Below are 12,205 nucleotides of genomic sequence, written 5' to 3' on the forward strand. Positions count from 1 at the left end.
ACCTCAGAGGGGATGCTTGCGACATGTCGTGGGATGGCGCGCCGACGCCGCGCTGGCGCCGCGCCCTGTGTGCGGGGTTCAGACGGTGCGGGGTTCAGACGGTGCGGGGTTCAGACCGTGAGCGCCTGCACCAGTGCGTCGAGGGAGCGCTCCGCACGGAAGGCGTGACCGCCGTCGGTGACCACGAGCTCGGGAGGGACAGCGCCGTGCGCCTCCCATGCCGGGGCGAGAAGCGCGAAAGACTCCCTCGTCGCCGCGATCGGGAAGATGTGGTCCCGCTCCCCCGCCTCCAGGATCAGCGGACGCGGGGCGACGAGGGCGGCGATGTCCGCCATCTCGAGCTCGGGCAGGAGGCCCGGGATGATGTTGCAGGGGCAGTGCCGGATCGAGCAGAGGCTCGCCTCGAAGCTGCAGAAATACGTCGCGACCAGGGCTCCAGCAATCGACGGGTCCGCGGCGGCGAGCAGGAGCGAGACCGCCCCGCCCCCGGATCCGCCGGCGATGCCCACCCGTCCGGGATCCACCCCGGGCAGCTGCCGCAGAGCCTGCACGGCGGCGAGCGCGTCGGCCACCCGCTGGCCCATCACCGGACGGCCGTGCAGAAGCAGGCGAGCGGCATCGATGCCGCAGGAGTTCTCGGCCAGCTCGTAGGGCTCGGCGCCCTCCGCACGGGGGAAGCGTCGACGGCCGAAGCTGATCATCTCCGGGCACAGCACCGTGAGCCCGGCCCGCACCAGCTTGTGCGCGAGGCCCTCGTGGTACTCGTCGGTCGGGTCGGTGCGCACCAGGTCATCGATGCCGCGGGCGTGCCCCGCGATCAGCACCACCCCGGCACCGTTGGCGAGCTCCGGGGCGGGGCGCAGGAGGAAGGCCGGGATCGAGACACCCTCGGCGGTGCGCACGTGCACCTCTTCGGGGGCTCCGGTCGACGGGGTCGACGGGAGGGAATCGAGGCGCGCTGTCTCGCCGGCCTCGGGGTCGGGGCTCTGCAGTCGGGACGATCCAGGCAGGCCAGGCAATCCAGGCAGGCCGAGCAGCGTGCGCAGGTGCTCCCGCTGTTGCTCAGCAGCCATCGCCTCGGCTCCGCTTACTCCGGCTCTCCCCACCGCGCTCAGCCCTTGACCGAACCGATCAGGGCGCCCTTGACGAAGAAGCGCTGGATGAAGGGGTAGACCAGGAGCATCGGCAGAGTCGCCACGGCGATGACGGCCATCTTCACCGACTGGGCCGGCGGCACCACGTCGACCGCCGTGGAATCCGCGTTCACGCCGCTGGAGACGATGACGATCTGGCGCAGCAGCACCTGGATCGGCCACTTCGAGGAGTCGTTGATGTAGAGCACGGCGTGCATGTACGTGTTCCAGTAGGTCACGCCGTAGAACAGGCCGATGGTCGCGATCGAGGCGACCGACAGCGGCAGCACGATCCGCAGGAACACCCCCAGCTCGGAGCAGCCGTCGATGCGGGCGGACTCCTCAAGGCTCTCCGGGATGCCGGAGAAGAAGTTCCGCATGATCACGAAGTTGAAGGCGTTGATCAGCACCGGCAGCACCAGCGACCACAGCGAATCCAGCAGTCCCAGCTTGGTGACCACGATGAAGGTGGGGATCATGCCGCCGCTGAACAGCATCGTGAACACGACCATGAAGTTGATCGCGCGCCGCCCCAGCAGGTACGGCTTGGCGAGCGCATAGGCCATCAGGGAGGTCACCACCAAGCTCAGGAAGGTGCCGCCCACGGTCACGATCGTCGAGACCCCGATCGCCCGGAAGATGGTGGGGGTGGAGAGGATGTAGCGGTACGCGTCGAGGGTGAACTCGCGCGGGATCAGCAGGAAGTTGCTGGTGGCGAGTTCACCGGGGGTCGCGAAGGAGCTGCCGATGACGTGCACGAAGGGGATCGCGCAGATCAGCGCGAAGCCCGTCAGGATCGTCACGTTGACCACCCGGAACACCTGCTCGCCGCGCGTCAACGGTCGCAGCTTCGGGGCGTCGTCCCGGCGGCGGCGACGGCGGGGCGGGGGGTCGGTGGCCAGGACGGCCTGGACGGGCGAGGTGGTGGCGGACTGCGTGGTGGTCATGAGGGGCTCCCATCCGTGACCGGTCGAAGGGCGAAGAAGCCGGCGGCGACGAAGAAGATGAAGGCAAGAGGGAACAGGATCAGCTGGCTGCCCAGCAGGCAGGCGAGGCCGGCGGCGAGGATCCACCAGCCGGCAGTGCGCCGCCAGGGGCGCCGACGGGCCACGAACCAGCCGATCGCCGACAGCAGCAGCACCGCGATCAGGGTGATGGAGAACCACGCCGCGAGGGTGCGGGCCAGCTCATGAGCCTCTGCGACGCCGAGACCGGAATCAGCCTCGGCCCCGACCAGCGCCGGCATCACGACCTGCTCGAAGGTGGCCATATCGATCTGGTTCATCACCAGGGCGAAGCCGCCCAGGGCCACGAAGGACAGGGCCATCCCGATCCCGACCAGCCAGAGCTCGGCGGTGCGGGATACCCGCGGGGCAGCCTGCTCCGCGGTGCGGGAGGGGCGGGAGGAGCGGGAAGGCCGGCCAGTGCGGGAAGGATGGGAAGGTCGGCCAGTGCGGCGCGGCTCAGCCATGGTGGACATCGTTCCCCCTGACGTCGAGCTCGAGGTCGGTGCATGAGGTGGTGTGGACTGCGGGACCGTCGGCCCCCCGCACCCGCACCCGGCTGAGCTCGCCGCCCGAGACGAAGCCGAGCTCGATCCCGGAACGGACTCGCTCGGGGACGTCCAGCGCCATCTCCGGGGCGGCGGCACGCGGATCGGCAGCGAAGCTGATGCTCACGTCATGCATGCTGAAGTCCTCCAGCGGGGCCTCCGGCAACCCGAAGATGTGCCCGGCGGAAGCGTGCACGTTGGTGGCGGTGAGATGGGCCAGGTGCAGGGAGCGCAGCTGCGGGGTGCCGGCGTCGACCGGGCGCGCCTCGCGATCGCCGACGTGCGGGTCCTTGCCGTCGGGCCCGCAGAAGTAGAAGGGATTGACGGTGATCGGGCACAGCACGTCGTCCATCACGATGTTGGTCACGCGCAGGTTCTCGACCACTCCCCCGCGGTCTCGGCGGGTCTTCAGGCGGATGCCGCGGTCGGTGCCCTGGAAGATGCAGTTGCTGATCACGACGTTGCGCACGCCGCCGCTCATCTCGCTGCCGATCACCACTCCGCCGTGACCGCGGACCATGGTGCAGCCGGTGACGGTGACGTTCTCGGTGGCGACCCGGTGCGGGGTGCGCTCGGTGCCGGCTTTGATGGCGATGCAGTCATCGCCCACGTCGATGTGGCAGTCGCTGATGCGCACGTTGCGGCAGGACTCCGGGTTGATGCCGTCCGTGTTCGGGGAGTCCGCAGGGTTGCGGATGCTGATCCCGGAGATGGTGACGTCCTCGCAGAGCGCGGGGTGCACCGTCCAGGCCGGGGAGTTGCGCAGGGCGACGTCCTTGATCGTGACCCGCTCACACTCATGCAGTCCGATCAGGGTGGGTCGGGGATGGGCGAGCTCCTCGCGGCGGTCGCGGAAGGTGTCCCACCAGGCCTCCCCCGCCCCGTCGATGGCGCCCAGGCCCGTGATCGCGATGTCCTTCTCGCCGTGGGCGTAGAGGCAGGGCGAGTGCACGATCCCCACGGCGCCCTCCCACCGCGCATCGACCGCGGGATACAGCGCCGGATCCGGCACGAACTGCAGGACCGCACCCGCCTCGAGGTGCAGATCGATGCCGCTGCGCAGGCGCAGCGCACCGGTGCGGTGGACTCCCGCGGGAACGCGGACCTGACCGCCGCCGACGGCCGCGGCCTCATCGATCGCACGCTGCAGCCAGGTGGTCGCCGGAGCGATGTCGGCGGTGTCCTGGGGGGACGACATGAGAGTCACGGCGGGCCCTTTCATGGGTGGGATGGCGGGAGGAAGCCAGCGTGGGACGGTGGGAGGAGACCAGCGTGGGATGGCGGGGGCGCGGCGGGACCGGACCGTGGATCGGCCCGGTCCCGGCGCGGATCAGCCGTTGAACTGCTCGTACGCCTCGGTGTACTCGGCGATGATGTCGTCCAGGCCCTGGCCGCGAGCGGATTCGATGGCCGCCTCGTAGTCGGCCATCGTGGCCGCGCCCATCATGAACTTGTTGTAGGTGTCGTTCAGGCCCTGCTCGATCGTGGCCCACTGGGTGTTGAAGGTCTCCGAGTTCATCGACTGCACCGGGTTGGTGACTGCGTACTCGGAGCTCTCGGCCATCATCTCGTTGGCGAGGTTCACGTACGGGTTCGAGGACTTGTAGGTGAACGCGTTCTCGGCCAGGCGGGAGCTCGAGTACGGCTGGACCTCCTGCTCCCACAGCGCCTGGTCGATGGTGTTCACGGCGCCGTCGGCGTCGATCTCGTAGTGGACGCCCTCGACGCCGTTGGTCATCAGGTTGTGGGCCTCTTCGTTCATCAGCCCGTCGGCGAAGGCCAGCACCCGGCGCACGTCGTCCTCGGTCTTCACGGACTGGGTGGAGATCGAGAACAGGCCACCCATGCCGCCACCGGTGTCGGAGATGATGCGGCGCGGGACGTCCCCGTGGGTGATGTCGTTGATCAGGGTCCACTTGACCTTGGTGTCGGGGTTGATCGACTCAGCGAGCGCGACATAGTTCTTGGCCTCGAACAGGCCGGTGACGACGATGCCGCCCTTGTCCTGGGCGATCGCCTGCTGCTGGTTCTGCTTCTGGGTGGTGATGAACTCCTGGTTCACGCCGCCCGCGGCATAGACGCCCTGGTACCACTCCATGGCCTCCTTCCAGGGGTCGGAGATGCAGGCCGGGATGATCTTCCCCGCGGCCTCGTCCAGCTGGAAGGTCTCGCCGGCGCCGAAGTACCCGGCCAGCGAGCGGAAGCCCACCTTGAAGCTCTCCTCGCGGTCGATGAACCCGGTGACAGAGGCGCCGGTGCCGGTCGGATCGCCTGCGGCGAAGGCCTTGGCGACCTCGCCCAGCTCCTCGATGGTGTGGGGGACCTCGAGCCCGAGCGCGTCGAGCCAGTCCTGGCGCACCAGCACGCCGTAGCGGGCGAGGATCTTCTGGAAGGGCACTCCGTACAGGACCCCGTCGAGGCGGGCGGCCTCGATGATCTTCGGATCGATGTTCTTGAGGTTCTCGAACTCGCCCAGGAACGGCTCGACGTCCCAGAACAGCCCGGAGGTCACGCCGCTGCGGATGCTCGAGTTGGTGAGGTTGGAGATGGAGGTGATGTCCGAGACGGAGCCCGAGGCGAGCGCCGCGTTCATCTTCTCCTCCTTGGAGGCGTCCGGCACCCACTGGATCTCGAACTCCTGGCCGAGCGCCTCGGTCAGCCCGGACTGCACCGGCCCGCTGGCCTCAGGGGTGGTGGGGGTGTGCAGCAGCGCCATCCAGGAGAGCGGGCTGTCGGCGCCGCCCTCCCCGCCGCCGCTGCCGCCGGAGGTGCCGCCACAGGCGGACAGCGCGAGCGCGCCGGCCGCCGCGACGGGAGCGGACTGGAGGAGATTCCTGCGAGAGATCATGCTGGGGTTCCTTTCCGGAGGGGGTGCACCTGGTCGGAGGCCGAAGCCAGGTGCGGCGTGAGCGCGTCGGTGCGCTGCACGGGATGCGCGATGGTCCGCGCAGGGACAGCAAGCACAGCGGGGTCCTCGGCCGCGGCGGGCTCGAGGTCGCGGAGGATCCGCGAGCAGATGGCGGCGAAGACGGCGGCCGGCAGAGCCACCCCGAACATCGCCAGCAGGGGAAGTGCGAAGCGGAGCATCAGCGCGTAGCCGATCACCACCGCGGTGGTGCCGATGATCGTCCAGTGGAGGGAGCCGAGCCCGAGCAGCAGGGCGCTGGTCAGCTGGGCTCGCAGGCCCTTCACGTCGAGCGCCGCCAGGACGGTGAAGACGTAGGCGCAGATGATCCACAGCACGGCCAGGGCCAGCAGGTTCGCAGCCCTCAGGTACCAGTCGCTGAGGCTCACGAGGTTCACGAGGATCACCCCGCCCGCGAGCAGCAGGACCCCGCCCACCAGCACGGGCTGCCAGCGCAGCTCCCGGGCGTAGCGGAAGAAGGTCCGCGTGGATGGTGGGGTCTCCCCGTAGCGGAACCAGCGGTGGAGGTACTTCGCCATCGCGTAGCTGGCCGGCCCCACCCCGAGCACTCCGAGACCGAGCACGGTCACGGCGATCCACAGCAGGTTCAGCCAGGCCAGCCGCCAGAAGCCGGTCAGGCGGCGGTTGATCGCCAGGAACTGCTCGAAGCCGAACATCAGTAGACGCCCTCTTCGCCGAACTTCTTGGCCAGCGAGTTCGCGCCGATCACCAGGATCAGTCCCACCAGGCCCTTGAACAGGCCCACGGCCGTGGCGAAGCTGAGCTGGCCGTTCTGGATGCCTGCGGTGTAGACGAAGGTGTCGAAGATTTCCCCGACCTCGCGGTTCATCGAGTTCAGGAGCAGGAACATGTGCTCGAAGCCGAGCTCGAGGAAGTCACCGATCGAGAGGATGAACAGCACGATGATGGTGGGGCGGATCGCCGGCAGGGTGATGTGCCAGGTCTGCTGCCAGCGGTTCGCGCCGTCGATCTCCGAGGCCTCGTAGAGCGCCATGTCCACGGCGGTCAGCGCCGCGAGGTAGACGATGGTTCCCCAGCCGGCGGTGCGCCACACGTGCTGGAAGACGTACATCGGGCGCAGCCAGTCGGGATCGGTGAGGAAGCCGATCGGCTCAGCGCCGAGGGAGACGAGGAGGTTGTTGATCGCCCCGCCGTCGGTCGTGAGCATCACGTAGAACAGGGACACCACGATCACCCAGGACATGAAGTGCGGGATGTAGATGATGGTCTGGATGCTGCGCTTGAAGAACCGGCCCCGCAGCTCGTTCAGCAGCAGCGAGAGCACGATCGGCACCGGGAACGAGATCAGCATCAGCAGCAGCGAGAGCAGCAGCGTGTTGCGCAGGAGCATGAAGAAGGTGTCCTGCGTGAACAGGCGCACGAAGTGCTCGAAGCCGACCCAGGGGCTGCCCATGATGCCGAGGAACGGCTTGTAGTCCTGGAACGAGATGATCAGCCCGCCCATCGGCAGGTACTTGAACACCAGGAAGTACACGATGCCGGGAAGCGCCATCAGGTAGAGCGCACGGTGCCGCCACATCTTCGCGGCCAGGGTCCGGCGGCGCAGCGGAGCGCGGCCAGGGCCGGCGCTGGAGGGCGAGGCAGCATCCGGGGCATCGAGCACGGAGGAGCTCGCCCGAGGATCGATCACGGAGTCAGCCACCATTGGCCATCCTTGCTCTTCGTCGAGGGCGGGTCGGGACGGTGAGTCAGGGCGGGAAACCGCTCTATCGGAAACCGGTATCCCGTCGAGCCCCAAGTGTGGGGTGGGTTCACGCGACTGTCAACACGGTCGCGGGAAGAATTCCTGAGCACTCCGTGGATTCGCACCCAGAAGCTCAGCGTCTCTGCAGGTCAGGCGATGGCCACAGTTCAGTCTCGCTCACCGATCTGCATCGTCGATGCGGCAGCCGCCCCCTCTCGCGGCCCCTCCGCAGTGCTGGTACTGTGTGCGACCAAGGGTCTGGAAATCGGTTCCCCGCAGGTTTCACGCACTGCTCGTGGAGCGGTCTCACAGTGGGCGGTTCGGGCGTCGGCCCGCCCGGCGCAGAGGCGCGTCGCGCCGTCCCGTCCCACCGGCCCCGCCCGTCGGTCGGACGTTCGGGCTGCGTCTCGCAGCACGCAGGCCCACCCCTGATCACGCCCCGGGGTCGATGTCGACCCCACCCCTATGGAGGAGTGCAGTTGGAGCACCGTTCGAATCCCGTCCTCGACGCGGACTGGCCCGATCCAGATGTCATCCGCGTCGGCGCGGACTACTGGATGATCGCCTCCAGCTTCCATCGTGCCCCGGGCCTGCCCGTGCTGCGCTCGCACAACCTGGTGGACTGGGAGCACGTCACCAACGCGCTGCCGGCGCTGGAGCCCGCCGATCACTACGCCCTCCCCCGTCGGGGCAGCGGGGTGTGGGCCCCCAGCATCCGCGAGCACGCGGGCACCTTCCACATCGTGTACCCCGATCCGGACCACGGCATCTTCGTGCTCGACGCCCCGCACCCGGCGGGCCCGTGGAGCGCTCCGCGGCTGCTGCTGGCAGGTCGCGGCCTGATCGACCCCTGCCCGCTGTGGGACGAGGACGGCCGCGCCTATCTGGTGCACGGCTGGGCCCGCTCGCGGGCTGGCGTCAAGAACCGCCTCTCCCTGCTCGAGGTCACCCCGGATCTCACCGCCGCACTGTCCCCGTCCCAGGTGGTGATCGACGGCGCCGAGCTCCCCGGCATGCTCACGCTCGAGGGCCCCAAGGCCTACCGGAAGGACGGCTGGTACTGGATCTTCGCACCCGCCGGCGGGGTGGCCGACGGGTACCAGGTCGTCTTCCGCGCACGCTCGATCGAGGGTCCCTACGAGCATCGGATCGTGCTCGAGCAGGACTCGACCCCCGTCAACGGCCCCCACCAGGGGGCCCTGGTGGATGACATCGAGGGCCGCTGGTGGTTCCTCCACTTCCAGGACCGCGGTGTCTTCGGCCGGGTCACCCATGTGCAACCGGTCCGCTTCGACGAGGACGGCTGGCCTCATATGGGCGAGAGCATCGACGAGGTCCGCGGGCGCCCGGTCGCGCTGGTGCCCCCGGGCCCCGGCCCGGCCGGCGAGCTGGACGTCTATCGCGAACCCAGCCGCTCCGACTCCTTCACTGCTGGGGGCACGGCTGTCGAGCTCCACCCGCGCTGGCACTGGCAGGCGAACCCGCAGCCCTCCTGGGCACGCTGCGGAGAGGGCCGGCTCGACCTCGCGTTCGCTCCGAGCCCTCGGGGGGACCTGCGGGACCTCGGCGCCATCCTCGCGCAGCAGCTGCCCGGCCAGCCCTCGACCTGGACGGTCACGCTCGAGCTCCCCGCCGCCTCGTCGGGCGAGCAGATCGGTGCCGAACGGGCCGGCCTGGTGGTGCTCGGGCTGAGCTACGCCTGGGCAGGGCTGCGCCGCGAGGGCGGCCGGGTCGAGCTCGTGCATGGGACCATGGCGGAGAATGAGGTCGACGAGACGCTCACCGTCCACCGCCTGCTCACCGAGGAGCCCGGGACCCCGGTGTCGGTGCAGCTGCAGATGGACTGCGACGAGGCCGGTCGGATCCGGCTCTTGGCCGAGCAGCAGGTGCTGCTCGAGGAGTGGCAGGCCACCAAGGGCCACTGGGTCGGCGCCGAGGTGGGGCTCTTCGCCTCGGTGGGCAGCATGGTGCACCATGGACTCACCGAGCGCGGCGCGCGCTTCGGCGCGGTCACCGTCGGTCGAGAAGGACGTGAGATCTGATGGCACGCAGCAGCGGGGGCCCGACCATCACGCAGGTCGCCGAGGCCGCCGGCGTCTCCCGCGCGACCGTCTCCCGGGTCCTCAACGGCCGCACCTCCGTCGACCCCGGCATCGGTGCCCGGGTGCGGGAGGCGGCCGACCGCCTGCAGTACCGCCCCAATCTCACCGCCCGCTATCTCTCGACCGGCCGCACCATGACCGTGTCCCTGGTGATCCCCGATCTCGGCAACCCGATGTTCCAGAGCGTCCTGCGCAGCCTCACCCGCGCGGCGGAGGCCGACGGCTACGGGGTGCTGGTCGCCGAGGCGTCGACCCCGGAGCGGGAGGCCGGCATCGCCCGCGATGCCCGGCGCCAATGCGATGCGGTGGTGCTGGTGGCACCGCGCATGAACGAGCTCGAGCTCGAGGCGCTGGTCCCGGAGATCGCCCCCGTGGTGGTCCTGAACCGCAGCCTCGAGGATCCCCGGATCGCGAGCGTGGGCATCGACTACGCCAGCGGCATGTCCCAGCTGGTGCGGCATCTGGAGGCACTGGGCCATCGCGATCTGCTGTACGTCTCCGGCCCGCCCCGCAGCGCGGCCCATCAGGAGCGGCTCAGCGCACTGAACGCCCTCGCAGACACCCGCCCTGCCCTCAGCATCCGCACCATCCTCGGCGGGGCCACCATGACCGCCGGTCACCGCGTGGCCGAACAGGTGCTGGAGAGCGGGGCCACCGCCGTGCTCGCCTTCAACGACCTCGTTGCCTTCGGACTCCTCGCCCGGCTGAACCAGTTCGGCGTCGATGTCCCCGGTGACCTCTCCGTCACCGGCTTCGACGGGATCGAGCTGTCCCGTTTCGCGGTACCCACGCTGACCACCGTCGACCAGGAGGAGCTCGACACCGGAGCCGTCGCCTGGTCGCTGCTGCACCGGCAGCTGGACCCGAGCAGCGCCCCGGAACCCACCGAGCATGCGCTGCTCACCCCCCGGCTGCTGGTCGGCGACAGCACCGGGCGGGTACCCCCGTCCCGGGCCCCCTCCATGCAGGCGGTGCCGGCCATCGCCGAGCAGCCTCGCCATGAGCTCGACCGCTCCCCGCTGGTCTGGATGCAGGAGAACGGTGCCTGGAACCTCAAGCACGGCCGCACCCTGCTCAGCACCGCCGTGGACGGCAGCGCGATGGTGCCAGTGCACAGCCCGCGCCCGCATCTGCACCCGGTGCGCACGCTCGACGGGCGGCCGACGACAGTGGTCACGCCCGTGGATCACCGCCACCACTACGGCGTCTCCCTCGCCCTGCCCGACGTCAACGGCACCACCTACTGGGGCGGCCGGACCTTCGTCGAGGGCCGCGGTTCGACCCTGCTGTCCAACCACGGCACCCAGCAGGTGCAGGCGACCGGCGCGTCCCCGGACGGCAGCTCGTTGACGTCGCAGATCGCCTGGCTCTCCCACGAGGGCCACGACCTGCTCACCGAGCAGCGCACGCTCTCCGCGATGCTGCTGCCCGCGGAGCGCGGCTGGGCCATGACCTGGCACAGCGTCCTCACTCCCGGTGCCGAGCCATTGCACCTGACCAGCCCCGCCACCCGCGGTCGTCCCGGCGCGGGATACGGAGGGCTGTTCTGGCGCCTGCCCGGCGCGGACGAGACCCGGGTCCTGGTGCAGGAGGGAGCGGGCGAGGCCCTCGCCCATGGCTCCAGCGGCGCGGCCTTGGTGATCCAGCGCCGGCACGGCAATGCCTGGTCCAGCGTGGTGATGGTGCAGGGCGCGGAGGGGCAGCGCCGGATCGATCCCTGGTTCGTGCGCGCCTCGGACTATGTGGGCGTCGGCCCCAGCCTCGCCTGGGACGAAGCCCGCGAGGTGCCCCTCGGCGAAACCCTCGAGATCTCGCTGCAGATGCTGCTCCTGGACCGCAAGGTGACGATCGACGAGGTCCCCGGGCTGCTCGATGCGATGCCCACCGCCGTGCGGGAGGCCTGAGCATGAGACAGGTCCTTCCCGCGGCCCGTCGGCGCCGGATCGTGCTCGCCGGCGACTCCACCGTCGCGCCCTATGTCGCCACGGCCTATCCGATGTCCGGTTGGGGCGCGCATCTGGGTGCCGCGCTGACGGCGCGCTGCGCGCTGCTGCACGGGGGCGCAGCGGCCGACGGGGCGGTAGCGACTGCGCTGCACGTCATCGACCTGGCCAAGAACGGCGCGACCACCGAATCCCATCGCGCCGAGGGGCTGTGGTCGGCGGTGCTCGATGCGACGGCGACCGGCGACCTGGTGCTCCTCCAGTTCGGGCACAACGACCAGAAGCATGAGCACCTCGCCGCCTGGGAGGGGTACACCGAGAACCTCGCCCGGATGATCGCGGAGGTGCGGGCTCTCGGAGCGCACCCGGTGCTGTGCACCCCGGTGGCCAGGCGCCATTACGAGGGCGGGAAGCTGCTGCGCACCCACGGCGAGCACCCCACCGCGGTGCTGGCCCTGTCCGAGACCTTCGACGTGCCGCTGCTGGACCTCCAGTCGCGCACCCGCGCGCTGATCACGACGCTCGGGGAGGAGCCCTCACGGCAGCTGTTCACCCAGCTCCCGGGGGGAGTGAGCGACCTCTATCCCGAGGGCATCGAGGACAACACCCACTTCTCGATCGACGGCGCGATCGCTGTCGCAGAGATCGTGGCCGAGCTGCTCGCGCCGCTCCTGCAGCGGCTGAGCGCTGCTGGGGCGGGCGGGGCTGTTGGGGCTGCCGGGGTGGCGGGGGGTGGCGGGGGCTGCCGGGGCGGGCGGGGCTCCTGGGGCTGAGCGCTCCATGGCTGGCAGGAGATAGCGGCAGGCGAACGCCGCCGGTGCCTTGCACGCTGTCAGGAGCTGGC

The 12,205-nt window shown here is 69.9% G+C and carries 10 protein-coding genes; 3 read left to right on the forward strand and 7 right to left on the reverse strand.

Going from position 1 to position 12,205, the window contains the following annotated elements; translation table 11 throughout:
• Positions 1–110: 110 nt before the first annotated feature.
• The 7 genes from ACT3SQ_RS13765 to ACT3SQ_RS13795 form a co-directional block, all read right to left on the reverse strand.
• Positions 111–1,073 (reverse strand): dienelactone hydrolase family protein, encoded by a 963-nt coding sequence (locus tag ACT3SQ_RS13765; protein WP_441445198.1) that lies wholly within the window; start codon positions 1,071–1,073, stop codon positions 111–113.
• 38 nt (positions 1,074–1,111) lie between these two features.
• A complete protein-coding gene (locus ACT3SQ_RS13770) occupies positions 1,112–2,080 on the reverse strand; it encodes a carbohydrate ABC transporter permease (protein WP_444599486.1) in 969 nt (322 codons plus the stop codon).
• Entirely contained in the window at positions 2,077–2,604 is a 528-nt protein-coding gene (locus ACT3SQ_RS13775) for a hypothetical protein (RefSeq protein WP_444599485.1), read from the reverse strand. Before ACT3SQ_RS13775 ends, ACT3SQ_RS13770 begins: the two co-directional genes overlap by 4 nt.
• On the reverse strand, positions 2,597–3,883 hold the full coding sequence (locus ACT3SQ_RS13780; RefSeq protein ID WP_444599484.1) for a glycoside hydrolase family 28 protein: 1,287 nt from the start codon (positions 3,881–3,883) through the stop codon (positions 2,597–2,599). Before ACT3SQ_RS13780 ends, ACT3SQ_RS13775 begins: the two co-directional genes overlap by 8 nt.
• Positions 3,884–4,015: 132 nt before the next feature.
• Positions 4,016–5,533 carry an extracellular solute-binding protein gene (locus ACT3SQ_RS13785; protein WP_444601210.1) on the reverse strand — a complete coding sequence of 506 codons (1,518 nt, stop codon included), beginning with the start codon at positions 5,531–5,533 and terminating at the stop codon, positions 4,016–4,018.
• The gene (locus ACT3SQ_RS13790; protein WP_444599482.1) at positions 5,530–6,267 is read right to left on the reverse strand and encodes a DUF624 domain-containing protein; all 738 of its coding nucleotides are present in this window, start codon (positions 6,265–6,267) and stop codon (positions 5,530–5,532) included. The genes ACT3SQ_RS13785 and ACT3SQ_RS13790 overlap by 4 nt, the downstream gene beginning before the upstream one ends.
• Entirely contained in the window at positions 6,267–7,277 is a 1,011-nt protein-coding gene (locus ACT3SQ_RS13795; protein WP_444599481.1) for an ABC transporter permease, read from the reverse strand. Before ACT3SQ_RS13795 ends, ACT3SQ_RS13790 begins: the two co-directional genes overlap by 1 nt.
• 518 nt (positions 7,278–7,795) lie before the next feature.
• Between ACT3SQ_RS13795 and ACT3SQ_RS13800 the strand changes: the two genes are divergently transcribed.
• From ACT3SQ_RS13800 to ACT3SQ_RS13810, 3 genes are read left to right on the forward strand one after another with little or no spacing between them, the layout of a single operon-like run.
• Positions 7,796–9,358 (forward strand): family 43 glycosylhydrolase, encoded by a 1,563-nt coding sequence (locus ACT3SQ_RS13800; protein ID WP_444599480.1) that lies wholly within the window; start codon positions 7,796–7,798, stop codon positions 9,356–9,358.
• Positions 9,358–11,322, forward strand: coding sequence for a DUF6807 family protein (locus ACT3SQ_RS13805; protein WP_444599479.1), 1,965 nt, complete (start codon positions 9,358–9,360; stop codon positions 11,320–11,322). Before ACT3SQ_RS13800 ends, ACT3SQ_RS13805 begins: the two co-directional genes overlap by 1 nt.
• A gap of 2 nt (positions 11,323–11,324) precedes the next feature.
• On the forward strand, positions 11,325–12,134 hold the full coding sequence (locus ACT3SQ_RS13810; protein WP_444599478.1) for a rhamnogalacturonan acetylesterase: 810 nt from the start codon (positions 11,325–11,327) through the stop codon (positions 12,132–12,134).
• Positions 12,135–12,205 lie beyond the last annotated feature (71 nt).

The sequence above is a fragment of the Brachybacterium sp. AOP42-C2-15 genome, assembly GCF_052377065.1.
In the GTDB taxonomy this organism is placed as follows: domain Bacteria; phylum Actinomycetota; class Actinomycetes; order Actinomycetales; family Dermabacteraceae; genus Brachybacterium.

Bases quoted from the DNA above. Each gene is read 5' to 3' on its own strand.
- ACT3SQ_RS13765 (WP_441445198.1), bottom strand. From the start codon at position 1,073: ATGGCTGCTGAGCAACAGCGGGAGCACCTGCGCACGCTGCTCGGCCTG.
- ACT3SQ_RS13795 (WP_444599481.1), bottom strand. From the start codon at position 7,277: ATGGTGGCTGACTCCGTGATCGATCCTCGGGCGAGCTCCTCCGTGCTC.
- ACT3SQ_RS13790 (WP_444599482.1), bottom strand. From the start codon at position 6,267: ATGTTCGGCTTCGAGCAGTTCCTGGCGATCAACCGCCGCCTGACCGGC.
- ACT3SQ_RS13770 (WP_444599486.1), bottom strand. From the start codon at position 2,080: ATGACCACCACGCAGTCCGCCACCACCTCGCCCGTCCAGGCCGTCCTG.
- ACT3SQ_RS13785 (WP_444601210.1), bottom strand. From the start codon at position 5,533: ATGATCTCTCGCAGGAATCTCCTCCAGTCCGCTCCCGTCGCGGCGGCC.
- ACT3SQ_RS13810 (WP_444599478.1), top strand. From the start codon at position 11,325: ATGAGACAGGTCCTTCCCGCGGCCCGTCGGCGCCGGATCGTGCTCGCC.
- ACT3SQ_RS13780 (WP_444599484.1), bottom strand. From the start codon at position 3,883: ATGTCGTCCCCCCAGGACACCGCCGACATCGCTCCGGCGACCACCTGG.
- ACT3SQ_RS13805 (WP_444599479.1), top strand. From the start codon at position 9,358: ATGGCACGCAGCAGCGGGGGCCCGACCATCACGCAGGTCGCCGAGGCC.
- ACT3SQ_RS13775 (WP_444599485.1), bottom strand. From the start codon at position 2,604: ATGGCTGAGCCGCGCCGCACTGGCCGACCTTCCCATCCTTCCCGCACT.